24 protein-coding genes and 1 tRNA gene are annotated in these 23,740 nt (G+C 63.5%); 12 read left to right on the top strand and 13 right to left on the bottom strand.

The features are described from left to right. The first annotated feature begins 145 nt into the window (after nt 1-145). Nucleotides 146-1,258, top strand: coding sequence for a tetratricopeptide repeat protein (locus tag AB7245_RS00625; RefSeq protein WP_063980187.1), 1,113 nt, complete (start codon nt 146-148; stop codon nt 1,256-1,258). A 125-nt stretch (nt 1,259-1,383) separates the two neighbouring features. On the opposite strand, the gene AB7245_RS00620 is transcribed toward AB7245_RS00625, so the two are convergent. Then, the gene (locus AB7245_RS00620) at nt 1,384-2,022 is read right to left on the bottom strand and encodes a TetR/AcrR family transcriptional regulator (RefSeq protein WP_063980186.1); all 639 of its coding nucleotides are present in this window, start codon (nt 2,020-2,022) and stop codon (nt 1,384-1,386) included. A gap of 278 nt (nt 2,023-2,300) precedes the next feature. On the opposite strand from AB7245_RS00620, the gene AB7245_RS00615 reads away from it, so the two are divergent. From AB7245_RS00615 to AB7245_RS00600, 4 genes are all read left to right on the top strand, one after another. After that, nucleotides 2,301-3,104 (top strand): SDR family NAD(P)-dependent oxidoreductase, encoded by an 804-nt coding sequence (locus AB7245_RS00615; protein WP_354131698.1) that lies wholly within the window; start codon nt 2,301-2,303, stop codon nt 3,102-3,104. A 36-nt stretch (nt 3,105-3,140) separates the two neighbouring features. Beyond that, nucleotides 3,141-4,271 (top strand): DUF5938 domain-containing protein, encoded by a 1,131-nt coding sequence (locus AB7245_RS00610; protein ID WP_063980184.1) that lies wholly within the window; start codon nt 3,141-3,143, stop codon nt 4,269-4,271. Between the two features lie 57 nt (nt 4,272-4,328). Then, a complete protein-coding gene (locus AB7245_RS00605) occupies nt 4,329-5,867 on the top strand; it encodes an AMP-binding protein (RefSeq protein WP_439033820.1) in 1,539 nt (512 codons plus the stop codon). A gap of 173 nt (nt 5,868-6,040) precedes the next feature. Further along, nucleotides 6,041-6,892 (top strand): DUF1194 domain-containing protein, encoded by an 852-nt coding sequence (locus AB7245_RS00600; protein WP_063980183.1) that lies wholly within the window; start codon nt 6,041-6,043, stop codon nt 6,890-6,892. Here AB7245_RS00600 and AB7245_RS00595 read toward each other — a convergent pair. The 9 genes from AB7245_RS00595 to AB7245_RS00555 form a co-directional block, all read right to left on the bottom strand. Further along, entirely contained in the window at nt 6,889-8,256 is a 1,368-nt protein-coding gene (locus tag AB7245_RS00595; RefSeq protein ID WP_063980182.1) for a prenyltransferase, read from the bottom strand. The genes AB7245_RS00600 and AB7245_RS00595 overlap by 4 nt on opposite strands. Nucleotides 8,257-8,409: 153 nt before the next feature. Next, nucleotides 8,410-8,682, bottom strand: a complete 273-nt coding sequence (locus AB7245_RS00590) for a DUF1150 family protein (RefSeq protein ID WP_011083553.1) — start codon at nt 8,680-8,682, stop codon at nt 8,410-8,412. A 51-nt stretch (nt 8,683-8,733) separates the two neighbouring features. Then, nucleotides 8,734-9,159, bottom strand: a complete 426-nt coding sequence (locus tag AB7245_RS00585) for an Hsp20 family protein (protein ID WP_018645065.1) — start codon at nt 9,157-9,159, stop codon at nt 8,734-8,736. A gap of 308 nt (nt 9,160-9,467) precedes the next feature. Continuing rightward, complete coding sequence (locus AB7245_RS00580; RefSeq protein ID WP_063980181.1) at nt 9,468-10,553, bottom strand: sn-glycerol-3-phosphate import ATP-binding protein UgpC; 1,086 nt, start codon at nt 10,551-10,553, stop codon at nt 9,468-9,470. A gap of 20 nt (nt 10,554-10,573) precedes the next feature. Next, nucleotides 10,574-11,422: a sn-glycerol-3-phosphate ABC transporter permease UgpE gene (gene ugpE, locus AB7245_RS00575; RefSeq protein WP_063980180.1), complete on the bottom strand. Its 849-nt coding sequence runs from the start codon at nt 11,420-11,422 to the stop codon at nt 10,574-10,576. Beyond that, nucleotides 11,422-12,303, bottom strand: coding sequence for a sn-glycerol-3-phosphate ABC transporter permease UgpA (gene ugpA / locus AB7245_RS00570; protein WP_063980179.1), 882 nt, complete (start codon nt 12,301-12,303; stop codon nt 11,422-11,424). Before ugpA ends, ugpE begins: the two co-directional genes overlap by 1 nt. Nucleotides 12,304-12,350: 47 nt before the next feature. Next, on the bottom strand, nt 12,351-13,667 hold the full coding sequence (gene ugpB / locus AB7245_RS00565; protein ID WP_063980178.1) for a sn-glycerol-3-phosphate ABC transporter substrate-binding protein UgpB: 1,317 nt from the start codon (nt 13,665-13,667) through the stop codon (nt 12,351-12,353). 220 nt (nt 13,668-13,887) lie between these two features. Beyond that, nucleotides 13,888-15,090 carry a CaiB/BaiF CoA transferase family protein gene (locus AB7245_RS00560; protein WP_063980177.1) on the bottom strand — a complete coding sequence of 401 codons (1,203 nt, stop codon included), beginning with the start codon at nt 15,088-15,090 and terminating at the stop codon, nt 13,888-13,890. Between the two features lie 176 nt (nt 15,091-15,266). Continuing rightward, nucleotides 15,267-15,692, bottom strand: a complete 426-nt coding sequence (locus AB7245_RS00555; protein ID WP_045004850.1) for an organic hydroperoxide resistance protein — start codon at nt 15,690-15,692, stop codon at nt 15,267-15,269. Between the two features lie 154 nt (nt 15,693-15,846). Between AB7245_RS00555 and AB7245_RS00550 the strand changes: the two genes are divergently transcribed. Beyond that, on the top strand, nt 15,847-16,305 hold the full coding sequence (locus AB7245_RS00550) for a MarR family winged helix-turn-helix transcriptional regulator (RefSeq protein ID WP_028149792.1): 459 nt from the start codon (nt 15,847-15,849) through the stop codon (nt 16,303-16,305). A gap of 49 nt (nt 16,306-16,354) precedes the next feature. On the opposite strand, the gene AB7245_RS00545 is transcribed toward AB7245_RS00550, so the two are convergent. From AB7245_RS00545 to AB7245_RS00535, 3 genes are all read right to left on the bottom strand, one after another. Then, on the bottom strand, nt 16,355-16,591 hold the full coding sequence (locus AB7245_RS00545; RefSeq protein WP_063980176.1) for a GIY-YIG nuclease family protein: 237 nt from the start codon (nt 16,589-16,591) through the stop codon (nt 16,355-16,357). Nucleotides 16,592-16,736: 145 nt separating this feature from the next. Further along, nucleotides 16,737-16,812, bottom strand: a tRNA-Ala gene (locus AB7245_RS00540). A gap of 96 nt (nt 16,813-16,908) precedes the next feature. After that, on the bottom strand, nt 16,909-17,316 hold the full coding sequence (locus tag AB7245_RS00535; RefSeq protein WP_063980175.1) for a TIGR02300 family protein: 408 nt from the start codon (nt 17,314-17,316) through the stop codon (nt 16,909-16,911). Nucleotides 17,317-17,486: 170 nt separating this feature from the next. Between AB7245_RS00535 and aroA the strand changes: the two genes are divergently transcribed. The 6 genes from aroA (at nt 17,487) to AB7245_RS00505 (ending at nt 23,723) form a co-directional block, all read left to right on the top strand. Next, entirely contained in the window at nt 17,487-18,824 is a 1,338-nt protein-coding gene (gene aroA / locus AB7245_RS00530) for a 3-phosphoshikimate 1-carboxyvinyltransferase (protein ID WP_063980174.1), read from the top strand. After that, entirely contained in the window at nt 18,821-19,459 is a 639-nt protein-coding gene (gene cmk, locus AB7245_RS00525) for a (d)CMP kinase (protein ID WP_063980173.1), read from the top strand. The genes aroA and cmk overlap by 4 nt, the downstream gene beginning before the upstream one ends. A 266-nt stretch (nt 19,460-19,725) precedes the next feature. Continuing rightward, on the top strand, nt 19,726-21,429 hold the full coding sequence (rpsA, locus tag AB7245_RS00520) for a 30S ribosomal protein S1 (RefSeq protein ID WP_063980172.1): 1,704 nt from the start codon (nt 19,726-19,728) through the stop codon (nt 21,427-21,429). A gap of 372 nt (nt 21,430-21,801) precedes the next feature. Continuing rightward, nucleotides 21,802-22,782 carry a signal peptide peptidase SppA gene (sppA, locus tag AB7245_RS00515; RefSeq protein ID WP_063980171.1) on the top strand — a complete coding sequence of 327 codons (981 nt, stop codon included), beginning with the start codon at nt 21,802-21,804 and terminating at the stop codon, nt 22,780-22,782. Between the two features lie 171 nt (nt 22,783-22,953). Further along, complete coding sequence (locus AB7245_RS00510; protein ID WP_007598410.1) at nt 22,954-23,259, top strand: integration host factor subunit beta; 306 nt, start codon at nt 22,954-22,956, stop codon at nt 23,257-23,259. A gap of 71 nt (nt 23,260-23,330) precedes the next feature. Continuing rightward, the gene (locus tag AB7245_RS00505) at nt 23,331-23,723 is read left to right on the top strand and encodes a lipopolysaccharide assembly protein LapA domain-containing protein (RefSeq protein ID WP_063985960.1); all 393 of its coding nucleotides are present in this window, start codon (nt 23,331-23,333) and stop codon (nt 23,721-23,723) included. The last annotated feature ends 17 nt before the right edge of the window (nt 23,724-23,740 follow it).

The raw sequence follows: 23,740 nt of genomic DNA, 5'->3' as shown, positions 1-23,740 counted from the left end.
CAGAGGCGGCACTTACTCGTTCGAACCGAAGCCCCGCCGTCTGCGACTTATTTTCGCAGCCGGGCGCTGCGATGTTTCTCCGCCGGATACGACCGTCACCCGCTTGCGCGACCCGGCGCGGGTTCGATGCAGGGTTTTTTGAGCCATGAATTGCGGTTCGATCGGCCGGATTTTCGGTCTGTTTTGCGCGGTCACCATTGCCGTGACGGTTGCCGTTCATGCCGATGATACGTCCAACGACCGCGTCATCGCCGAAAAGACCGAGATCATTGCGGCTGATCCGACAAACGCGGTTGCTTACGAGCTGCGTGGCGAAGCCTGGTACCTCAAGCGGGACAGGGATCGCGCCTTCGAGGATTGCAGCGCCGCGATACGGATCGATCCGAATTTCGGGCGGGCTTATAACTGCCGCGGCCGCGCCTATTCGGCGAAGGGCGAACGGGATCGCGCTTTGGCCGATTACAACGAGGCCATTCGCCTCGATCCCGGCTACGGTCCGTCCTACACCTCCCGTGCCCTCGAATATTTCAACCAGCGCGACTTCGATCTGGCGATCGGCGCGTTTACCGAGGCCATCGAACGCAATCCCAAGCAAGCCTACTTTGCTCTTATCAAGAGAGGGGAAGCGTATGCGGCGAAGCGCGACTCCGATCATGCCGTCGCCGATTACAACGAGGCGATGCGGCGCAATCCCGCCGCCGCATGGCCCTACGAGCTGCGAAGCACCGTCCATTTCAACAAGGGCGAGATCGACGAGGCTCTCGACGACTGCAACACCGCCGTCCGTCTGGAGCCCGGGAGCGCTGGCGGCCATTATTGCCGGGCCATCGTTCTCCTGAAAAAGGACGACACCGACAATGCCATCCGCGAGCTTGATGACGTCACCAGGATCATGCCTTCCTTCGAGAAGGCCTACTTCGTTCGTGCAACCGCCTGGCGCAAGAAGGGTGATGATCGTCGCGCCATTGCCGATTTCGACGAGGGCATCCGGCTGCAGCCGGGAAATTCGATGGCCTACAGCAATCGCGCCAGTGCGTTTCGCGACATGGGCGAGAACGACCGCGCGCTCGCCGACTACAACGAGGCGATCCGGCTCGATCCCGGCAATCAGATCGCGCTCGTCAATCGCGGCATCCTCTACATGAAGCTGTCCGACTCCGCCAAGGCGCGCGCGGATTTCAAAAGCGTGCTCGCGCTGCCGCCGGGCGACCAATGGGCCGTGGACACGGCGCGCGAAGGACTTGGCTTTTTGAAGTGATGCGTCTCGAAAGAGCGTGCATCTCCGCTCTAGTCCCCCGGACGCAGCGCAGCGCTTCCCTCGCGATGCGAAGCATCGTCGAGAGCGGTGCGCTGCAGAGCCTTCGCCGGCGCCGCTCGTGCGCTTCAGCAGACCGTCGGCAACAGGCGCCGGACTTCGTCGAGCAGTTCGGGAATCGCCGTCTTGTCACCCGCGAGGTGCTTAAGCAGCGCACTTTGGAATAGACCGTCGAACAGCGCATAGAGCGCGGCGGACGACGACGCCGGCCGCTTGCCGCCGAGCTCGGCATAGCGGGAGGCGATGCGCCAGATCATCGCTTCCAGGCTCTTGTCGATCTCGAGTACATCCTTGCGAAACGCCGCCTCGAACATCGCCTGCGAGCGCAGGTCGTACCAAAGGCGGTGCATACGGGCTTCGTTCTGCAGCGTTGCTGCGAGCTTGGCGAGGAAACCCTCCGTCAATTCGTCGCGGCTCGTTGCTGTCGCGACGACATCGTCATATCGCGTCACGCACTTCGCCTTGTAGTGGCGGACGCAGCAGCAGATCAGGTCGAGCTTGTCGCTGAAATAATAGTGGAACACGCCGTGCGTGAACGCCGAGTTCTGCGCGATTTCGCGCAGGCTGGTGCGTGCGAAGCCGAGCTCTCCAAGCGTTTCGAGCGCGGCCTCGGCAAGCTCGACGCGCCGCGCGTTGAACTTCTCGTCGCGCAGCACCTCGGCCGCATCAGCCACACGCCGGGCCGCTCCCGTCACCTGCCGCGCCATCTCGTTCCTTCCTCAGTCCCGTTCTTTCAAGGACTTATACCGCGTCGACCGCGGAATGCTCCATCCCTCACAACCACTTCCTTTGACAACTGTCAAATTCGTTCTTGACAAGTGTCAAGATTTTGGCGGAGGTTCGCACCAAGAATTTGGACAGTCGTCAAGACGTCCGACCATGGAGGAACGCTTCGCTGGGTGCCGCCGAAAGGCCTGCGCCCATCGACCTGGTGCGCGCCGATTGGCGCAGCACGAATCGATCACCAGCAACGGAGGAGTGCGTCATGAGTGGGAAGAGCCTTGCAGGCAGGAACGCCCTGGTCACCGGCGGTGCTAGAGGAATCGGCGCGGCCATCGCGCAAGCGTTGGCGCGAGCCGGCGCCTCGATCATGATCGCCGACATCCTGGAAGAGACCGGCCGCGCCAGCGCAGCCGCTATCGCGAAGGAAGACGTCGCCACGGGCTTCGTCCAGCTCGACGTCACCGACGACGCTCAATGGGAGCAGGCGGTTGCCAAGACCGTCGCAACCCTCGGCGGCTACGACATTCTGATCAACAATGCCGGCATCGAGATCACGTCGCTGATCTCCGAGATCAAGGCCGAGGACGCGCGGCGGATGTGCGACGTCAATATCGTTGGCACCGTGCTCGGCATGAAGCACGCCTTCCGTGCCATGCGCCCGGGCGGGCCGGCCGGCAAGGGCGGCGCCGTCGTCAACATCGCCTCGGTTGCGGCAACGATCGCCTTCCCGAGCATCGCGGTCTATTCGGGCACCAAATCCGCGGTTGACCGCATGACGCGGGTCGGAGCGATGGAAGCCGGCAAGCTCGGTTTCGGCGTGCGCGTAAACTGCATCTATCCGGGCCTGATCCCGACCGACATGGGCATGCAGCTCGCCAACGACATCGTCAAGGTCGGGCTCGCGGCCGACGTCAACGCCGCAGTCGGCTCGGTGGTGGAGCAAACCCCGCTCGGCCGTCTCGCCGAGGTCACGGACATCGGCGATGCCGCGGTGTTCCTGTGCTCGAACGAGGCGCGCTTCATCACCGGCATCGGACTGCCGGTCGATGGCGGCATGGGCATGTAACGACAAAGCCGACAACAAGCATTTCGGAGGAACGCAATGAGCGAGAAGAAGCCCGTCATCGTCTATGGCGCTTCCGGCTATACCGGCCGGCTGGTCTGTGAATACTTACGCGAATACAACATCCCCTTCATCGCCGCCGGCCGCAGCAATGAGAAGCTCAACGCCGCGATGAAGTCGAATGTAGCGGGCATCGAGACCGCCGACTACGAGGTGGTCAAGGTGCCGCACACCGTGGCTGCGCTGACTGAATTGTTCAAGGGCGCCTCGGTGGTGCTCAACACCGTGGGTCCCTTCGCCAAGTTCGGCGGCGAAGTGGTGCAGGCTTGCCTCGCTTCCAAGTGTCATTACACCGACACCACCGGTGAGCAGGACTGGCTGATCACGCTCGAGCAGGAGTGGGGCACGAAGTTCGCCAATGCCGGGCTGCTGTTGGCGCCAGGCATCGCGCAGATGTACACCACCGGCGAGATCGCCGCGCAGCTGTGCCTGGAGACGCCCGGCCTCGACACGCTGGACATTGCCGTGTTCTGGGGTGGCAGCCCGACCATCGCATCGACGCAGACCATCCTGGTCAACGCCGCGATGGCCAAGGCCTACTACCTGGAGCAGAACAAGTACGTCGAGCATCAGCCCGATGCCGGCCTCTACAACCTCGCCATCCCTGGTCAGCACGAGCTGGCGCTGGCGTTGCCCTGGGGAGGCACCTCGCACCCGGTGTGGTTCAAGCGCGATCCGCGCGTGGCCAACGTGAAGGTGCTGGGCGGCGTGTTCAATCGCGCGCTGATGCTGGGCGTGCCGCAGATCGTCGCGGCCGCGCTGGAGGCGACCAAGGATATGAATCCCGACGACCGCTACGCCGCATTGGCGCAGACCGCCGCCGGTGTGATGAACACCATGCCGCCGCGCGAGAACCCGCGCGTCAACAAGTCGATGGATTCGGTACATGCCTCCGGCCCGTTGGGGCGCGCGCACTGCGTCATCAACGGCAACAGCAACTACAAGCAGACCGGCATGTTGCAGGCCTATGCTGCGGCCCATCTGTTGCAGCAGCCGCCCAAGCGCGTAGGCTTCGCCTCCGGCTGCCAGGCGTTCGGCCATCACGAGCTGCTCGGGCAATTGCGCAGCTTCGGGCTCGTCAGCAAGCCTGTTCTGACCGTGCACGATTAAGTCAATCGCGGGTGGCGCGGACCTCCGCGTCACCCGCTACCGCTTCGGGTGTTGATCATGCGCTTCATCGATTACCTGGACAAAGGTGCCTCGCTCGGCGCCGACGCGCCGTGCCTCACCATGGATGGACGCGACCTCAGCTATGGCGAGGTGCAGGGGCTGAGCTACCGCGTCGCGCGCGGGCTCGCGCGATCGGGCATTGCTGCCGGCGAGAAGGTCGCAATCCTCTCCGGCAACGATCCGGTCGCGTTTGCCTGCGTGTTCGGCATTTCCCGCGCAGGCGCGGTCTGGTGCCCGATCAATCCGCGCAACGAGGCGGTCGAAAATCGGCTCATCCTCGAGCAATTCGACTGCAGCCTGCTGTTGTTTCATTCAAGCTTCGCGCCGATGGTCGAGGCGGTGCGTGCAGAGCTGCCAAAGCTGCGCGCCGTCGTCTGCCTCGATGCTGAGTTGCCCTTCGCGCCTTCGTTCGACAGCTGGCTCGCCGGCCTCGCCGACGACCATTATCAACGCGAGGCGGTCGACGATCTCGCGATGATCCCGGGCACCGGCGGCACCACAGGCAAGCCGAAGGGGGTCATGCTGTCGGGCCGCAACATCGAGGCGATGACGGCCCTGACGCTGATGGGCTATCCCTTCAAGGGCCGCCCGATCTACCTCGCGCTTGCGCCGCTGACCCACGCGGCCGGCGTGCTGTGTTTCCCGATCATGGCGCTCGGCGGCCGCATCGTGATCATGCATCACCCCGACATCGCAGAATTTCTCGATCTGATCGAGCGCTACCGTATCACGCACACCTTCCTGCCGCCGACCGTGATCTACATGCTGCTCGATCATCCGAAGCTCGACTCCGCGAGGCTCGGGTCTCTGCAATGTTTCTGGTACGGCGCGGCGCCGATCTCGGCCGCGCGGCTTGCGGAAGCGCTCCAGCGTATCGGGCCGATGGCGCAGTTGTTCGGTCAGACCGAAGCGCCGATGATGATCTCGATGATGGCACCTAGCGAGCATTACAATGCCGACGGCACGATCGCGATGGAGCGTCTCGCCTCGGCCGGGCGGATCAGCCCGCTGGTGCAGGCCGGCATCATGGATAGCGACGGCAATTTGCTGCCGACCGGCGCCCGCGGCGAGATCGTGGTCCGCGGTTCGCTGGTGATGGAGGGCTATTACAAAAATCCCGAGGCTACGGCGGAGGCCTCCGCGCATGGCTGGCACCACACCGGCGACATCGGCTACATCGACGACGACGGCTACCTCTATATCGTCGATCGCGCCAAGGACATGATCATCACCGGCGGGTTCAACGTCTACTCGATCGAGGTCGAGAACGCGCTGCGGGCGCATGAGGCGGTGCAGGATTGCGCCGTGATCGGGCTGGCGGACGAGAAATGGGGTGAGCGGATCGTCGCCGTGGTGCAGCCCCGCGCCGGCCAAAGCGTCGATGCGACGGCGCTGGCTGCCTTAGTCAAGGCGCGGATCGGCAGCGTCAAGACACCGAAGCAGATCGAAGTCTGGGACGACCTGCCGCGTTCCAAGGTCGGCAAGGTCTTGAAGCCGGACATCCGCGCGCGGCTGGCGGAGCGTTCAGGCGGCTGAGGCGCATCTTATTGCAGCGCCCATCGCTTCGAAGATATCCGCGAGACGCGCTGACGCGGACATTCGCGCGGGCCTGGAACTCTCATCCGTGTCCGGGCAGGCAAAGGCATGTTTCCGCTTTTCGATGCGCGTTTTGGGTGTCACCATGCTTTTGAACGGACGGGAGGGCCGCCATGCGCTGGTGTGTCTCGGTCGGGGCGGTGCTTGTTGCGGGGGCGATCGTCGGAGGTGACGTTGCCAGCATTGCCGCGCCGAGCCCGAAATCAGGGATAGCCGACGCCAGGCACAGCGCACTGTCCGTCAATGTCGAGCTCGTTATCGCCGTCGACGTCTCCTATTCGATGGATCTGGACGAACTCGCCATTCAGCGCGAGGGCTATGCACAGGCCATCGTCTCGAAAGACTTTCTTCAGGCGCTAAGGGCCCGTCCGGCCAGCAAGGTGGCTCTGACCTATTTCGAGTGGTCGATGTCGGGCGACGACAGGATCATCATTCCGTGGCGCGTGATCGACGGCCCGGAATCGGCGGACGCCGTGGCCGCCGAGATCATGAAAACGCCGATTCGCCGAGGTTCGAGCACCTCGATTTCCGGCGCGATCAATTTCGCAGTGCAGCTGTTCGAAGAAAATCCCTATCGCGGGTCGCGGCGCGTCATCGACATTTCCGGCGATGGGCCGAACAACGACGGAGCCCCCGTCACCGGCGCGCGCGACGCTGCCGTTGAGAAAGGCATCATCATCAACGGCCTGCCGATCATGGTGAAGGAGCCGTCCTATTTGACGACCGATATCGAGAATCTCGATCTGTATTACGAGGACTGCGTGATCGGAGGGCCGGGTGCCTTCATCATGACAATCAAGGATCGCGAAAAATTCCAGGAAGCGATCCGGACCAAGCTTGTTCTCGAAGTTGCGGGCCTCGCGCCGGAGGGGAGGATCGTCCCAACTGCCGAGAATGAGCCCCGGGTGTCCTGTCTGGTCGGCGAAGAAAAATGGCGGGAGCGCGGGCGACGGATCATGCGCTAGTTGCCCGTCAGCAAAGCGAACCGACGTCGGTCGATCGCCTCACGCGCCACCAGCCCTGCCGCCTTGCAAAGATCTGGCGCATAGAGTTGGCAGCGCCGTTCCTGCTTCTCGATAGCCTTGTCGATCAACTCCAGCAGTCGTGCGGGGGCCATTCCCGCGGGAGCGGCAATTCGCCCCGTGACGACGTGCTTTTCTATTGCCTCGTGACGGTCGTGATCGAGATCGGGGTCGCGCCAGCAATTCGCGCATATCATCACGAAGCTCTCGGAATGCGAATAGACGACGGCGTCCTCATCCAGCTCTGCGGTCAAGTCCGCCAGTTGCCGTGCCGAATCCTGTGTGCCGGCGAAGTCGAATAGCTGATAGTTCCGCCGCTCCAGCGTCGCCAAATGTGGAAAAACCGGGACCTGCACCTCACCATACGTGTGATGTGTAATCGGCGCGCCGTCGATCAGGATGACGTCGCCATAGTCCACGCCGAGCTTCTGGTAGAGCACACTGCGGACGATGCCGTGGCACGGGCTCAACCGTTCGATCCAGATGGTTTCCTCCGCGCCCGGATCGTCCTGATCGGCCGTGCGCTCCGCCAGGGGCCGCTCCGCCAGCTTGACCTTGCATTGAGACAATGAGCATTCCGGCAAGCCAAAGCGCCCGATCTCGATCGCAAGCCCCATGCGCCTCCAGACATCCAGTGCCAGAGAGGCATTCTTTGCGCCGGTGGCGCAGATACCAAGATTCCACTCGTAACTCTCGGTGACTTCGTCCGCGAGGCTGGCTGCGATCTGGTTTGCGGTCGCGCCATCTGCGAATCTGCCGCGTGTCTTGTAGAAAAGACCCAGATTGTAATGGTGGGTGCTGTTTTGCGGATTGAGTTCGGTGAGTTTCCGATAGCTGCTCTCGGCAATCGCATCTTGCTGGCGCGACAGCATTCGCGCCGCAGTGGCCAGACCTTCGAGAATCGGTTCCTGTTCGGGTTGCCCCTCGTGGACCTTGGCCAACCCGCTCAGTTTTTCGACGACCAAACGGAACAATGCAATATCGGGCGGCGGTGCATTGAGATCGTCAATGTCGCGCGCTGCTTCAAGGCAGAGCCCTACAGTCGAGAGAATCCAGAAGTCCTGATCGTGAGATTGTGCGACCTCTGACAGAACGTCTATCGCGGCTTCTCTTTGCAAGCATCGATCATGGACGACCCGCAGCAATGCCATGGCGGCTTCGGGCTGCCGGGGCTGCGCTTTTCGCAGCGGCATCAGCTTGTGCAACGCGGCCTGTGTTCTTCCCGCCTGAGCTTCCGCAATGGCATCGCGCGCAATCGCCTCGATCTCTTCGGATGAGAGCACCGCACTTGGACCGTCCGACGTCATTCTCGATTCTCTTCTCAGAGCACCCCGCTTCGGCGTTGAGCCCGATGCTAGGCCGGAACGTCGACGCTTCGCCAGATGGCCCATAAAAAATGCGCGGGCCGCCTTGAGGCATGCCCGCGCATTTGAATTCGCAGATGTCGCGCTAAGCGTGCGTCAGTGCACGCTCACGGCTTGCAGCTCGTTGCTCCAGGCGTTGGCGACCGCGGCTTCGCGGCTGTCGGTCAGCATGATCGGCGTGCCGTCGGCGGCGTGGAGCGCGAAGAGCTTGAGGCCCGGCGCGATTTTCGGCGCCTCGGGAAACAGGCCCGGCACATCCTCGGAGCGGATCTGCTTCACATAGGCGATATGACCTTCGCCGAGGGTTGCCAGCGTCTCGGGCGAGACGTTCTTGGCTTCGTATTCGAACGCAACGTGACCTTCACTCATGGTCTCGACTCCTTCACAGAAACTAAGCGGTCGAGTCCGCTACTCGTTCCATTATTCGTGCTCATTGATAGCGATTGTCTTAACGATCCTCTCCGGTTCAGGCCGGGCAAGATCGACCGACAGCAGCCCGTTCTTCAGATCCGCACCCAGCACCAGCATCCCCTCCGCCAGCACGAAGGTGCGCTGGAAGTGGCGCGCGGCGATGCCGCGATGGATGTATTGCCGGGACTTGTCGTCCTGCTGACGCCCGCGAATCACGAGCTGGTTTTCCTCAATGGTTACATCGAGTTGGTCGCGGGTGAATCCGGCGACCGCCAGCGTGATCCGCAGCCGCTCGGGCTGGCCGTCCGATCGGTCGCACCTCTCGATATTGTAGGGAGGGTAGCCGTCGGCGCCTTTGACGACGCGGTCGAGCACGCGCTCGATCTCGTCGAAGCCCAGAAGGAACGGACTGGAAAGCGTGGGAACACGAGACATAGTTTACAAAGTCCTCTCGAAGCGACTTTGGCATTTCGGGGCCCGGAAGCGGCGCCCCTTGGTCAGCAATATGGTCATAACCCCGTGTCGGTTCAAGGACGTAGCGGGAGCCTGTGGATTGCCCATTTTCGCGCCTGACCCCGCCCGCGGTCGCGCGGAAGCGCCCAATTCGTCACCGGGAACGCAAATGCTCGGACAAGCCCGGGCATGACGAGTCGGCCGCCGATTTATCTCAATGAAATCAAACCCCCGGCTACTGTGCATGGGGTTGTTTTTCGCGTTTTTGATCGGCCGGCCCTCGGAACCGGTCAGGCCTCGATCCGCGTCCGCCCGTCGCCGCTGAAAAGGTGCAGCTTCGGCCGTACCGCGGCGACGCGGATCCTCTCACCGATGGCTGGGGCCTCGGTTCCGGGAATGCGGACGATGACCTCGCCGGGCGGCAGCTCGCCGGGGGTGGCGGCGACGCGCTGCTCGTCCTGGGCCCGCGTGCCGTAGACGAAAGTTTCGGCGCCGACGCGCTCGATCGCTTCCACGGTCAGCGGCAGTGCGACACCGCCGGCCGGGGTCTGGTCGGTGATGACGAAATCTTCCGGGCGGATGCCGAGGATGCCGGCCTCGGTCGCGCTGCCGTCGAGCTGCGATTTGATCTCATCGGCGCGCGTCGACATCAGGTTCATCGGCGGTGCCCCGATGAAGGAGGCGACGAAGGTCGTCGCCGGCTTCTCGTAGATCGCCAGCGGATTGCCGACCTGCTCGACCTGGCCGCCATTCATGACCACGAGAATATCGGCGAGCGTCATCGCCTCGAGCTGGTCGTGGGTGACGTAGATCGAGGTCGTGTTGAGCCGGCGCTGCAATTTGCGGATCTCGACCCGCATCGCGATGCGCAGCTTTGCATCGAGGTTCGACAGCGGCTCGTCGAACAGAAAGACTTTCGGCTGGCGCACGATGGCGCGGCCCATGGCGACGCGCTGGCGCTGGCCGCCGGAGAGCTGGCGCGGCTTGCGCTCCAGCATCGGCGTGAGCTCGAGCACGCGTGCGGCCTCGTCGACGCGGGTCTTGACCTCGGCCTCCTTCATGCCGCGGTTGCGCAGGCCGTAGGCCATGTTGTTGAAGACGCTCATATGCGGATAGAGCGCGTAGTTCTGGAACACCATCGCGATGTCGCGATCGGCGGGCTCGATCTGGTTAACGATTCGGCCGCCGATGTCGATCTCGCCGCCGGTGACGGTCTCGAGACCTGCGACCATGCGCAGCAGCGTGGACTTGCCGCAGCCGGAGGGACCGACCAGCACGCAGAACTGGCCGTCGCCGACATCGACGTTGACGCCCTTGATGGCCTCGAAGCCGCCGGGATAGGTCTTGCGGACGTTGCGCAGGGTGACGTTAGCCATGAAAACTCATTCCCAAAAACCTACTTCTCGGTCTCGACCAGGCCGCGCACGAACAATTTCTGCATGGCGACGACGACGAACACCGGCGGCAGCATGGCGAGCACGGCGGTGGCCATCACGATCGGCCATTCGGTCAGCGCATCGGTAGTGGTGATCATCTTGCGGATGCCGACCTGGATGGTCTGCATGTCGTCGCGCGTTGTGATCAGCAGCGGCCAGAGATATTGATTCCAGCCGAGGATGAAGAGGATCACGAACAGCGCCGCCATGTTGGTGCGCGACAGCGGCAGCAGCGTATCCCAGAAGAAACGCAAGGGGCCGGCACCGTCGATGCGCGAGGCCTCCAGCAACTCGTCCGGCACGGTCATGAAGAACTGGCGGAACAGCAGCGTCGCGGTGGCCGACGCGATCAGCGGCAGCGCGAGGCCAGCATAGCTGTCGAGCATGTGCAGATCGGCGACGATCTTGTAGGTCGGATAGATGCGCACCTCGACCGGCAGCATCAACGTGATGAAGATGATCCAGAAGATCGCCATCCGGAACGGAAAGCGGAAATACACGATCGCATAGGCCGAGATGATCGAGATCGCGATCTTGCCGATCGCGATTGCCAGCGCCATCACCAGCGAGTTCAGCATCATGTTGCCGACGGGCTCGCGGGTCGAGCCGCTCGTGCCGACGAAGATGGTCTTGTAGTAGACCTCGAAGAAATGGCCGCCCGGCAGCAGCGACATCTGCCCGTTCGCGATCAGGGCGTTGTCCTGGGTCGAGGCGACGATCGCGATGTAGACCGGGAATGCGACGATCGCGATCCCGATCCAGAGAATCGCGTGGGCGACGTAGCGCCGAAAGCCCTCTTCTTCGACCATCAGTAGGTCACCTTGCGTTCGACGAAGCGGAACTGGATTCCCGTCAGCACGATGACCATGACCATCAGGATCACCGACTGCGCCGCCGAGCTGCCGAGATTGCCGCCGAGCAGGCCGTCAGAATAGACCTTGTAGACCAGCGTGACCGTCGATGTGCCGGGACCGCCGCGGGTCATGGTGTCGATGATGCCGAAGGTGTCGAAGAAGGCGTAAACGATGTTGACGACCAGCAGGAAGAAGATCGTGGGCGACAGCAGCGGGAAGGTCACTGTCCAGAACCGCCGCATCGGACGGGCGCCGTCGATCGCGGCGGCCTCGAACACGCTTCGGGGGATGGCTTGCAGGCCGGCGAGGAAGAACAGGAAATTATAGGAGATCTGCTTCCACGCCGCGGCGAGGATGATCAGCCCAGCCGCCTGGTTGCCGTCAAGCAGCGGATTCCAGTCGACGCCCAGGTTGCGCAGATAGCGCGACAGCACGCCGAGCGAAGGATGCAGCATGAAGATCCAGAGCACGCCGACGACGGGCGGCGCCACCGCATAGGGCCAGATCAGCAGCGTGCGGTAGAGCATTGAGCCGCGCAGCGGCTTGTCCGCCATCACGGCGAGCAAGAGCGCGAAGGACAGCGACGAGACGGCGATGGCGAACGAAAAGACGAACGTACGGACAACCGCCTCGAAATAGGCCGGGTCCTTGAACAGGTCCTGATAATTCTCGAACCAGACGAAGCTTGTCGACAGACCGAAGGCGTCCTGGAGCAGGAAGGATTGGATCACCGCCTGCGCGGCCGGCCAGTAGAAAAAAATCAGGACGATCGCGAGCTGCGGCGCAACCAGCGCGTAGGGCAATAGTTTTGCTTGGAAAATGGCTTGCTTTTGCATGATGTCAGGTGAGCGGCAGGCCGGCTTGCGGCCTGCCGCTCATCGCCTCACTTGACGGCAGTCTTTTCGAACTGGCGCAGCATCGTGTTGCCGCGCTCGACGGCAGCATCCAGCGCCTGCTTGGCGGTCTTCTTGCCGGCCAGCGCCTGCTCGATCTCTTCCGACCAGACGTCACGGAGCTGAACCATGTTGCCGAGGCGCAGACCGCGCGAATTGTCGGTCGGCTCCTTGTTGGTCAGCTCGATCAGCGGGGTCTCGAGATAGGGCTGATCCTTGTAGAAGCCTTCTTCCTTCGCCTTGGCGTAGGCCGCCTTGGTGATCGGCAGATAGCCCGAGGCCTTGTGGATGTAGACTTGGCGGTCGGTGTCCGAGAGGAAGGTCAGGAACTTCGCGACACCCTTGTATTCGTCGGCCGACTTGCCGCCCATCACCCAGAGCGAAGCGCCGCCGATGATCGAGTTCTGCGGCGCGCCCTTGACGTCCGGATAGTATGGCATCGGCACGGCGGTGAAGTTGAACTTGGCCTGCGCCTTGACGTTGCCGAAGAACGCCGACGAGGTCAGGTAGATCGGGCATTCGCCGGAGGTGAAGCGGCCTTCGCCGGTGTTGGTGCGGCCGGCATAGTCGTAGGTCTTGGTCTTCTGCAGCTCGACCAGGGTTTCGAGATGCTTGACCTGGAGCGGGCCGTTGAACTCCAGCACGGTGTCGAAGCCGTCGAGGCCGTTGGCCTTGCTGGCGAGCGGCACGTTGTGCCAGGCGGAGAGCTGCTCGAGATTGACCCAGGTGACCCAGGAGCCGGAGAAGCCGCAGGTGTCATGACCCGCAGCCTTCAGCTTCTTGGCGGCCTCGAACGTTTCGGGCCAGGTCTTGGGGATCTCGACGTTCGCCTTCTTGAGCTCGTCGAGGTTGACCCACATGACGGTCGACGACGAGTTGAACGGGAAGGACAGCATCTCGCCCTTCGAGGTCGAATAGTAGCCGGTGATGGCGGGCAGGTAGATCTTGGGGTCGAACTTCTCGCCGGCCTCGGCCATCAGCTTGTAGACGGGTTTTACGGCGCCGGTCGCGGCCATCATGGTCGCGGTGCCGACTTCGAACACCTGCATGATGTGCGGGGCGTTGCCGGCGCGGAACGCCGCGATGCCGGCGTTCATCGTATCGGGATAGTTGCCCTTGTAGGTCGGGATCACCTTGTAGTCGGTCTGAGAGGCGTTGAAGTCGGTGGCGAGCTTGACGATGACGTCGTTGTTGGCGCCGGTCATCGCGTGCCACCACTGGATTTCGGTCACTGCCCACGCCGGCGAAGCGCCAAAACCAACGGTGACTGCAAGCGCGGCAGCCGCGCCAAAGTGTCGAAGAGCCATCAAGAAACCTCCCTTGGGCCGTCAAAAAGAAGCGCTTGCGCTAGCAGCGCCATATGACGTTCACATGACTGTGTAAGCGGGAGAAACGAAAGCAGCAAGCGCGGCCAAATGGGAAGCCGTCAAATAGGCGAATGCCGAGCGCGCAGCCTCCTCCGTTCGCGGCGCACATGCGTGCCCGCGCCGCAGTGCGGCATTTGCTCGGGTGAGGCGGCGAGGGCGTTTAGCGCTTGCGCTCGGGGCCGCAGACGGTGCCCTTTTCGACCATCGCGTCGATCTCCGATTTGGAGTAGCCGAACTCGCCCAGCACCTCCTGGGAGTGCTGGCTGAATTTCGGCGGCAGGCGGCGCAGGCTCGGCTTGCTGCGATCGAGCCGGATCGGCGAGGCCACGCCCTTGTACCAGTCCTTCTCGATGACATCGCCGCGGGCGATCGTGTGCGGGTTGGTCAAGGCCTGGTCGATCTTCTGCACGGGACCTGCGGGCAGGCCGGCGGCGAGCAGACGATTGCACAGCGGCTCGGCCTCGTGCTGGCTGAACACGGCGGCAAGCTCGGCCCGCAGCGCCTCGCGATTGGCGATGCGGTCCTTGTTGCGGGCAAAGCGCGGATCGGTGCCGAGCTCGGGCTTGCCGATCTCCTTGGCGAGCTTGCGGAAGGTGCCGTCATTGCCGACGCCGATGAAGATGTTGTCGGTCCTGGTCGGGAAGATCGCGTAGGGCACGAGGTTGGGATGCTCGTTGCCGGTGAGCGACGGCGGCTTGCCGTGCATGAAATAATTCGCGGTGTGCGGATGCATGATGGCGAGGCCGGTCTCGTACAGCGTCGTCTCCAGGAACTGGCCCTGGCCCGAGCGCTGCCGTTCCGACAGCGCCATCAGGATGCCGATCGCCGCATAGAGGCCGGTGGTGATGTCGACCAGCGGCACGCCGATCCGCATCGGTCCGCTCTCCGGCGAGCCGGTCGCCGCGATCATGCCGGTCATGGCCTGGATGATGGCGTCATAGCCGGGATTGCCGCCGCGCGGACCGTCGGCGCCGAAGCCGCAGATCCGGCAATGCACCAGGCGCGGGAATTTCTTGCTGAGCACATCGTTGCCGATGCCCCATTTCTCCAGCGTGCCCGGCTTGAAATTCTCGATCAGGACGTCGGCGGTCTCGAGCATCTTGAGCAGCACGAGGCGGCCGCCTTCGGAGGCGAGGTCGAGGCCGATCGAGCGCTTGTTGCGGTTGATGCCGATGAAATAGGCCGCGTCTTCCTCGTGGAAAGGAGGGCCCCAGTCGCGCACCTCGTCGCCGGCGGGCGGCTCGACCTTGATCACGTCGGCGCCGTGGTCGGCGAGGATCTGGGTGCAGTAGGGACCGCCAAGCACGCGCGTGAGATCGATGACGCGCAGTCCGCTCATTGCGCCCAAAACGGCTTCAGTCATGCCTTCGCTTCCCCTGTGTCGATCATTGATCACAGGCCTAGCGAGGTTTTTTTGCGCCAGCAATGGCTTGCTGCGTAGGGCCGCATGCGCCGCCGCTGCGCTATCCCGCAACGTGGCAAATCAAGCGGAAGCGGCCGGCCCGAGGGGGATCTCGGGCCAGCCAATCCGCCGTTTGATCAGACGACCGTCAGGCGAACGTCGACATTGCCGCGCGTGGCATTGGAGTAGGGGCACACCTGGTGGGCCTTCTCGACCAGCGCCTCGGCTTCCGCGCGGGCAAGGCCCGGCAGCGAGACGGCCAGATCGATGTCGAGACCGAAGCCGCCGGCCGCGCGCGGGCCGATGCCGACGGTGGAGGTGACCGAGGCGTCAGCCGGAACCTTCGGGCCGCCCTGCGAGGCCACGAACTTCATCGCGCCGATGAAGCAGGCGGCATAGCCGGCCGCAAACAGCTGCTCGGGATTGTTGCCGGCGCCGCCTCCGCCGCCGAGTTCCTTCGGCGTGGTGAGCTTGACGTCGAGCGCGCCGTCGAGGGTCGCCGCATGGCCGTCACGGCCGCCGGTGGCTTTGGCGCTGGTCTTATACAGGACGTTTACTGACATTTTCGTCTCCTTAGGTCTTCGGGTTGGGGTGGAACCTACATCGCAAACAATTAGATTGCGCGCAATTGAAATTTGCATGCCTCACATTTAATTGTTCGCAATTGAATGTACGGCCGCCCGGTCCCAGAATGGAGGAAACCGCGTGAGATTCTCGATGCCCCGGAAATTATCGGCGCTGGACCCGCAGCGCCTCGACAATCAGATCTGCTTCGCGGTCTATTCGGCCGCGCATGCCTTCAACCGGGTCTACAAGCCGCTGCTGGACCGGCTCGGCCTGACCTACCCGCAATATCTGGTGATGCTTGTGCTGTGGGAGCGCGACGACGTGCCGGTCAAGGACATCGGCGAAAAGCTGTTCCTGGATTCGGGCACGCTGACGCCGCTGCTCAAGCGCCTCGAGGCCGCCCACCTCGTCAGGCGCACGCGCTCGCGCGAGGACGAACGTCAGGTGCTGATCGCGCTGACCCCGCAGGGCCATGCCTTGAAGGAAAAAGCGCGCGCCGTGCCGCAATCGATCCTGGCGGCGTCGGATTGCTCGGTCTCGGAACTGGTCGCGATGAAGGACGAGATCGTGGCGCTGCGGGATCGGTTGAATGCGGTGATCGGGGAGTAGGGGGGGCGGCGAGCTCAATCCTCTCGTACCTCGCCGCGAGTTTCTCTCCTCAAAGCCGCTTCTTTGCAAATGCGCGGCCCGAAGCCGATTTCAGATATTTCTCGAACGCAACAGCCTTAGCCTCATCGCTGAAAGCGATGCAGGTCTTGATGCGCCATGGGCCATACTTTGATGTATGTGGCACTTCGCCGGCGTTGTGCTTTGCGAGCCGGGCTCGCAGATCATCAGTGATGCCGATGTAGAAATGGCCGGAATCGAGGCTTTCGAGAATGTAGACGTACTTCATCCTATCCCCCGCCTTGCGCAGTGGATGGACAGTATCTCTCAGGATCAGCTTTTGCCGAGGCCCGGCTTCGCCCTTCGGGCTACGCCGCGGCAGCCTTCGCTACGATAGGGCTTGCCGAGCCGAAGCTGGCGAAGCCAGCGAAGGCTGGTGGAGCCAGGCGGGATCGAACCGCCGACCTCTTGCATGCCATGCAAGCGCTCTCCCAGCTGAGCTATGGCCCCTTAGTCTTCCAGTTGGGAGGATCCTGGTGGATCACTCCCGACCGCCGAGCCTGGTGACTCGCGCGGTGCACCCTTTTTCACAGATCAGGGCTGATCTCAAGTCTCTTCATCACCTCCGACATCACCAATGATGTCCGTGACGTCCTCATCGCCCTCTTCGTCGTCGGCGATAAAGGTCGAATCATCGTCGTCATCGTCCTCGATGGTCTCGTCGACCTCGATGTCGTCCTCGGATTCGGGCACCGCGGCCTTGACCTTGCCGGTGTTTTCCTCGGCGTCGGCCTCCTCGAGCGAGACCTCTTCGACTTCTGCCGGCTCCGGCGTGGTGTCGGCAGCCGGCGTGTGGCGAGGTTCGGCGCCGCGAGTCGCGCGGGCCGGCGCCACAGGCGCGATCGGGACGACTTCGCCGGTATAGGGCGAGATCACCGGATTCTTGTTGAGGTCATAGAACTTCTTGCCCGTGGTCGGGCAAATACGTTTGGTTCCGAGTTCGGACTTGGCCACGGCAGGAATCCTGGGAATGTCTGAAAAGCGGTGTTTCACTTGGCTAGTTGGCGGCCCGCTGTCAATAGCGCATTACGGGAGAAAGACATGCCCGTGACGGCGGGCAGACCTTGTGGTACCTGCCCCGCGAGCCCCGCAGGGACGTTTCGGGCCTATCCAAGGACACAAACTTGACTGATTCCGACAAGCCGACGCCGCTTCAGTCGCGCGCAAGCGGTCCCCTGACCGGGAAAGTACGGGTCCCCGGGGACAAGTCGATCTCCCACCGCGCCCTCATCCTGGGCGCGCTCGCGGTCGGCGAGACCCGGATTTCGGGCTTGCTCGAGGGCGAGGACGTCCTCAACACCGCCAAATCCATGCAGGCGCTGGGCGCCAGGGTCGAGCGCACCGGCGATTTCGCCTGGAGGGTGAACGGCGTGGGCGTCGCCGGCTTCGCCGAGCCCAGGGCGCCGCTTGATTTCGGCAACTCCGGCACCGGCTGCCGGCTCGTCATGGGCGCCGTCGCCGGCTGCCCGATTTCGGCGGTTTTCGACGGTGATGCCTCGCTGCGCAGCCGGCCCATGCGCCGGATCCTCGACCCGCTCGAGAAGATGGGCGCCAAAGTGGTGTCCGGCGGCGAGGGCGGCCGTCTGCCGCTGACCGTCCAGGGCGCGCGCGATCCGCTGCCGATCACCTACAAGACCCCGGTCGCCTCGGCCCAGATCAAATCCGCCGTGCTGCTGGCGGGCCTGGCCGCGCCCGGCACCACGACGGTGATCGAGACCGAGGCCAGCCGCGACCATACCGAGCTGATGCTGAAGCACTTTGGCGCCGACATCACCTCCGCGCAGGAGGGTCAGCACGGCCGCCGCATCACGCTCGTTGGCCAGCCCGAGCTGCACGGCGCCACCGTCGTTGTGCCCGCCGATCCCTCTTCGGCGGCCTTCCCGGTCGTCGCGGCGCTGATTGTCGAAGGCTCGGATGTCGTCCTGTCCGACGTGATGACCAATCCGCTGCGCACGGGCCTGTTCACCACGCTGCGTGAAATGGGTGCCTCGATCGAGGAAAGCGAAGTCCGGGGCGATGCCGGCGAGCCCATGGCGCAGCTGCGCGTGCGCGCGTCGAAACTGCGCGGCGTCGAGGTGCCGCCGGAGCGCGCGCCCTCGATGATCGACGAGTATCTCGTGCTGGCGGTGGCGGCTTCCTTCGCCGAGGGCACGACCATCATGCGCGGCCTCCAGGAGCTGCGCGTCAAGGAATCCGATCGGCTTGAGGCCACCGCCGACATGCTCCGCGTCAACGGCGTCAAGGTCGAGGTCTCCGGCGACGACCTGATCGTCGAAGGCCGCGGCCATGTCCCCGGCGGCGGCACAGTCGCCACGCACATGGATCATCGCATCGCGATGTCCGCGCTGGTGATGGGCTGCGCCTCCGACCAGCCCGTGACCGTCGACGACACCGCCTTCATCGCCACCAGTTTCCCGGACTTCATCCCGATGATGCGTTCGCTTGGGGCCGAGTTTTCATGATCATCGCCATCGACGGGCCCGCGGCCTCGGGCAAGGGGACGCTCGGCAAGCGCCTCGCCCACCATTACGGCTATCGTCATCTCGATACCGGCGTCATTTATCGCGCGGTGGCCTACGCCGTGGTGGAATCCGGTCATGATCTCCGGGACGAGGCGGCTGCGGTGCAGGCTGCGCTGGAGCTTGATCCCGAAAAGTTCGGCAATCCCGCCCTGAAGACCCAGGAGGCCGGCGAGGGCGCCTCGATCGTCTCGGCGATCCCCAGGGTTCGCGAGGTCCTGCTCAATTTCCAGCGGCAATTCGCCGCCGATCCGCCCGGCGCCGTGCTCGACGGCCGGGACATTGGAACCGTGATCTGCCCCCATGCCGACGTGAAGATCTTCGTCGTGGCCGACCCCAGGGTCCGCGCCCACCGCAGGACCATGGAGGCCAAGGCGAGGGGCGAGGAGGCGGACGAGGCGGCGGTGCTCGCTGACATCATCCGGCGCGACGAGCGCGACAAGAACCGGCCGATTGCGCCCTTGAAACCGGCCCCGGATGCTTACTTGCTAGATAACTCCCAACTGGATATAGAAGGCGGCGTCCGGGCCGCCATCGACATTATCGAGGCCGTCCGAGCGGGCCGGTCGCGGGGTTAAGCCGCCGCCGTCATTGGAGGAAGCGCCCGCTCCCGCTCTTTGAGGTCGATAACCCCGGTCCCCTGTTTGGGCCCGGCGCGATCCAGGCTCCGGACCAAGATTTCCACGTATCGAACGCGCGGGCCTCAGCCGGCCCGCCTCCGCTGTTCCGCCTCCATGCCGGAGCAACGAGCGGTCGCTCGAAGGTCTTGCGGACCTTCCGACACTGCGTGTGCGATGCGCCCATGAACCCAACGGCCGGCACGACATCCGCAACTGGAGAACAAATGGCTTCGATTTCTGCTGATACCTATAGCCCGTCGCGCGACGATTTCGCCGCGATGCTCGACGAGTCCTTCGCAGGTGGCAACCTGCAGGAGAGCTCCGTCGTCAAGGGCAAGGTGGTTGCAATTGAAAAAGACATGGCCGTCATCGACGTCGGCCTGAAGACCGAGGGCCGCGTTGCCCTGCGCGAATTTTCCGGCCCCGGCCGTGAGAGCGAGATCAAGGTCGGCGACGAGGTCGAAGTGTTCCTCGATCGCATCGAGAACGCCCTCGGCGAAGCCGTGCTGTCGCGCGACAAGGCGCGCCGCGAAGAGAGCTGGGGCAAGCTCGAGAAGGCCTTCCAGAACAACGAGAAGGTCAACGGCGTCATCTTCAACCAGGTCAAGGGCGGCTTCACCGTCGACCTCGACGGTGCCGTGGCCTTCCTGCCGCGCTCGCAGGTCGACATCCGTCCGATCCGCGACGTTGCGCCGCTGATGAACAACTCGCAGCCGTTCCAGATCCTCAAGATGGATCGCCGCCGCGGCAACATCGTCGTCTCCCGCCGCACGGTGCTGGAAGAGACCCGCGCCGAGCAGCGTCAGGAGCTGGTGCAGAACCTCGAAGAGGGGCAGGTCATCGACGGCGTGGTCAAGAACATCACCGATTACGGTGCGTTCGTTGATCTCGGCGGTATCGACGGTCTGCTGCACGTCACCGACATCGCGTGGCGCCGCGTCAACCACCCGACCGAGGTGCTCTCGATCGGCCAGACCGTGAAGGTCAAGATCATCAAGATCAACCACGAGACGCACCGCATCTCGCTGGGCATGAAGCAGCTGCTGGACGATCCGTGGCAGGGCATCGAAGCCAAGTACCCGCTGGGTGCCCGCTTCACCGGCCGCGTCACCAACATCACCGACTACGGTGCGTTCGTCGAGCTCGAGCCGGGCATCGAAGGCCTGATCCACGTCTCCGAGATGTCGTGGACCAAGAAGAACATGCACCCCGGCAAGATCGTTTCGACCTCGCAGGAAGTCGAAGTGCAGGTGCTGGAAGTCGATTCCGTCAAGCGCCGCATCTCGCTCGGCCTCAAGCAGACCATGCGCAACCCGTGGGAGGTCTTCGTCGAAGGTCACCCGACCGGTTCGGTGGTCGAAGGCGAGGTCAAGAACAAGACCGAGTTCGGTCTGTTCCTGGGCCTCGAGGGCGACGTCGACGGCATGGTCCATCTCTCCGACCTCGACTGGAAGCTTCCGGGCGAGCAGGTGATCGACAACTACAAGAAGGGCGACGTGGTGAAAGCCGTGGTGCTCGATGTGGACGTCGAGAAGGAGCGTATCTCGCTCGGCATCAAGCAGCTCGAAGGCGACCCCTTCGCCGAGCCGGGCGATGTCAAGAAGGGCGCGGTCGTGACCTGCGAAGTGCTCGAAGTGAAGGAAAGCGGCATCGAGGTGAAGATCACCGGTACCGACTTCTCGACCTTCATCAAGCGTTCGGAGCTCGCCCGTGACCGCAACGACCAGCGCGCCGAGCGCTTCGCCGTCGGCGAGAAGGTCGATGCCCGCGTGATCCAGTTCGACAAGAAGGCCCGCAAGGTCCAGGTGTCGATCAAGGCGCTCGAAGTCGCCGAAGAGAAGGAAGCCATCGCGCAGTACGGCTCCTCCGATTCGGGGGCGACGCTCGGTGACATTCTCGGCACCGCGCTCAAGAACCGCGACAAGTAAGCGAAACGCCTGTTTCGCAACCATCAAAGCCCCGGCGCGAGCCGGGGCTTTTTTGTTGCGGCGGCATACCATTGTCGTCCCGGACAAGCGCAGCGAAGCGGAGCGCCGATCCGGGGACGCATACCCACGGGGAGTGGTTTGACGAAGACTCGGAGTGGGCGCCTCGCGTCACACTCCTTCTTGTGGTTATGGGTCCCCGCGCCCCGTGCGCAATTGCGCACTAGGCGGGGATGACATCTGAGTGCTTGGCTACCATCCGGGCTACGCCAGCCTTGTTTTCTTCAAATTACGCCGCAATTGATGTATCCAGATAAGCCAATGGTCACGCTGTGACGGCACAACGCGCCCAGCCTTTCATTTGGAGATATTCCGATGTCGCTCGATTCGGACATCATCGTCGATCGTCGCAGGATACGTCGCAAGCTGACGTTCTGGCGCGTGATGGCTGCGCTGATCGCGATCGCGGCGATTGCGGGCTTTGCGCTGATCGCAACACCCGGTGCGCGCGGCACGTTCGCATCCGCCGGCTCGATCGCGCGGGTCCAGATCGATGGCCTGATCCGCAGCGACTCCGATCGCACCCAGGCGCTGGAGCGACTGGAGAACTCGCAGGCCGCCGCCGTCATCATTCACATCAACTCGCCGGGTGGCACCACCGCCGGTTCCGAGCAGCTTTACGATTCGCTTGTGAGGCTAAAGGCGAAGAAGCCGCTCGTCGTCGTGGTCGAAGGCCTCGCCGCGTCCGGCGGTTACATCACCGCGATCGCGAGCGACCACATCATTGCCCAGCAGAGCTCGCTGGTCGGTTCGATCGGCGTGCTGTTCCAGTTTCCCAACGTCACGGAGCTGCTGAAGACCGTCGGTGTGAAGGTCGAGGAGGTCAAATCCTCGCCGCTGAAGGCCGCGCCGAACGGTTTTGAGCCGACCAGCCCCGAGGCACGCGCCGCGCTCGATGCGCTGGTGAAGGATTCCTATGCCTGGTTCAAGGGATTGGTGAAGGAGCGGCGTGGCATGGATGACACGCAGCTCGAAAAAGTCGCCGATGGCCGCGTCTTCACCGGACGCCAGGCGATCGATCTCAAGCTGATCGATCAGCTCGGCGACGAGAAGACCGCCGTGACCTGGCTGGTCGAGCAGAAGGGCGTCAAGAAGGGCCTCACCGTCCGCGATTACAAGCTCCAGCCCCGCTTTGGCGATCTGCCGTTCCTCAAAACGGCTGCTGTCGTTACGCTGGAAGCGCTTGGTTTGGGCTCGATTGCGCATCAGATCGGGCAAACCGGCGTCACGCAGGCCGTCGATCGGCTCGGAATGGATGGAATGCTGGCCCTGTGGCAGCCGGCCGCGTCAAATTGATGGAACCGGGCGAGCTTCAGAGGCTTTTCCCGTCTGGCGGGTAGCGGGGCAGCCCGCTTTTTCGGCATTTGTCACGCATTTTCCCGACGCTCAACCTTCATTTAGCGTCTTGACAGATCACAGTATTTTCACGGAAATGGTCATCCGCACGCTTCCGGGTCCTATCTCTCGATGATCAAATCCGAACTTGTTCAGCGTATCGCCGAGCACAACCCGCATCTGTACCAGCGGGATGTCGAGAACATTGTGAATGCGATTCTCGAAGAGATCGTAGCGGCTCTCGCGCGCGGTGATCGCGTCGAGTTGCGCGGCTTCGGTGCCTTCTCGGTCAAGCATCGCCCTGCGCGCGCAGGGCGCAATCCGCGTACCGGCGCCCATGTGCCCGTCGATCAGAAGAGCGTTCCGTTCTTCAAGACCGGCAAGGAAATGCGCGAACGGCTGAACCGCGACCATCCGGATCCAGGCGCGCCAGACTGAGACCGGCGTCAGGGTTTTCCGCGGTCGCGAGCGATGCGGCCGGAAGCTTGATTCAAGGCGAGCGAAGCGAGATGCGAAAGTTCCTGACCGCGCTGATCGTGATTCCGCTGGGCCTGATCCTGGTGACCTTCGCCGTCGCCAACCGGCATTTCGTCACGGTCTCATTCGATCCCTTCATTACGAACGACCCGTCATTCTCGGTGACGCTGCCGCTGTTCCTTCTCCTCATCCTGGTGGCTGCCCTCGGGGTCCTCGCGGGCGGCTGCGCGGTCTGGTTCGGCCAGCGGCGCTGGCGGCGCGCGGCGCGCCGGAATGATGCGGATGCACGGGCTGCCAGGACCGAATTGGCCGATCTGCGGGCCCAGGCGGCCGCAGCGAAGCCCCAGCCCCAGCGCCTCCCCGTTCCCTCCGGGGTGGGCCTTTACGGGCCCATCGGACGAGACAAGCAGCGCGCGACGTTGTAGAAGCGGCCGCAACCGAA

Source organism: Bradyrhizobium sp. 604_D8_N2_3, from assembly GCF_051810765.1.
Lineage (GTDB): Bacteria > Pseudomonadota > Alphaproteobacteria > Rhizobiales > Xanthobacteraceae > Bradyrhizobium > Bradyrhizobium barranii.
Note: the sequence above shows the minus strand (reverse complement) of the source record. Positions and strands in the feature narration are given on the sequence as shown.

Bases quoted from the DNA above. Each gene is read 5' to 3' on its own strand.
- AB7245_RS00625 (WP_063980187.1), top strand. From the start codon at position 146: ATGAATTGCGGTTCGATCGGCCGGATTTTCGGTCTGTTTTGCGCGGTC.
- AB7245_RS00620 (WP_063980186.1), bottom strand. From the start codon at position 2,022: ATGGCGCGGCAGGTGACGGGAGCGGCCCGGCGTGTGGCTGATGCGGCC.
- AB7245_RS00615 (WP_354131698.1), top strand. From the start codon at position 2,301: ATGAGTGGGAAGAGCCTTGCAGGCAGGAACGCCCTGGTCACCGGCGGT.
- AB7245_RS00610 (WP_063980184.1), top strand. From the start codon at position 3,141: ATGAGCGAGAAGAAGCCCGTCATCGTCTATGGCGCTTCCGGCTATACC.
- AB7245_RS00605 (WP_439033820.1), top strand. From the start codon at position 4,329: ATGCGCTTCATCGATTACCTGGACAAAGGTGCCTCGCTCGGCGCCGAC.
- AB7245_RS00600 (WP_063980183.1), top strand. From the start codon at position 6,041: ATGCGCTGGTGTGTCTCGGTCGGGGCGGTGCTTGTTGCGGGGGCGATC.
- AB7245_RS00595 (WP_063980182.1), bottom strand. From the start codon at position 8,256: ATGACGTCGGACGGTCCAAGTGCGGTGCTCTCATCCGAAGAGATCGAG.
- AB7245_RS00590 (WP_011083553.1), bottom strand. From the start codon at position 8,682: ATGAGTGAAGGTCACGTTGCGTTCGAATACGAAGCCAAGAACGTCTCG.
- AB7245_RS00585 (WP_018645065.1), bottom strand. From the start codon at position 9,159: ATGTCTCGTGTTCCCACGCTTTCCAGTCCGTTCCTTCTGGGCTTCGAC.
- AB7245_RS00580 (WP_063980181.1), bottom strand. From the start codon at position 10,553: ATGGCTAACGTCACCCTGCGCAACGTCCGCAAGACCTATCCCGGCGGC.
- ugpE (WP_063980180.1), bottom strand. From the start codon at position 11,422: ATGGTCGAAGAAGAGGGCTTTCGGCGCTACGTCGCCCACGCGATTCTC.
- ugpA (WP_063980179.1), bottom strand. From the start codon at position 12,303: ATGCAAAAGCAAGCCATTTTCCAAGCAAAACTATTGCCCTACGCGCTG.
- ugpB (WP_063980178.1), bottom strand. From the start codon at position 13,667: ATGGCTCTTCGACACTTTGGCGCGGCTGCCGCGCTTGCAGTCACCGTT.
- AB7245_RS00560 (WP_063980177.1), bottom strand. From the start codon at position 15,090: ATGACTGAAGCCGTTTTGGGCGCAATGAGCGGACTGCGCGTCATCGAT.
- AB7245_RS00555 (WP_045004850.1), bottom strand. From the start codon at position 15,692: ATGTCAGTAAACGTCCTGTATAAGACCAGCGCCAAAGCCACCGGCGGC.
- AB7245_RS00550 (WP_028149792.1), top strand. From the start codon at position 15,847: ATGCCCCGGAAATTATCGGCGCTGGACCCGCAGCGCCTCGACAATCAG.
- AB7245_RS00545 (WP_063980176.1), bottom strand. From the start codon at position 16,591: ATGAAGTACGTCTACATTCTCGAAAGCCTCGATTCCGGCCATTTCTAC.
- cmk (WP_063980173.1), top strand. From the start codon at position 18,821: ATGATCATCGCCATCGACGGGCCCGCGGCCTCGGGCAAGGGGACGCTC.
- rpsA (WP_063980172.1), top strand. From the start codon at position 19,726: ATGGCTTCGATTTCTGCTGATACCTATAGCCCGTCGCGCGACGATTTC.
- sppA (WP_063980171.1), top strand. From the start codon at position 21,802: ATGTCGCTCGATTCGGACATCATCGTCGATCGTCGCAGGATACGTCGC.
- AB7245_RS00510 (WP_007598410.1), top strand. From the start codon at position 22,954: ATGATCAAATCCGAACTTGTTCAGCGTATCGCCGAGCACAACCCGCAT.
- AB7245_RS00505 (WP_063985960.1), top strand. From the start codon at position 23,331: ATGCGAAAGTTCCTGACCGCGCTGATCGTGATTCCGCTGGGCCTGATC.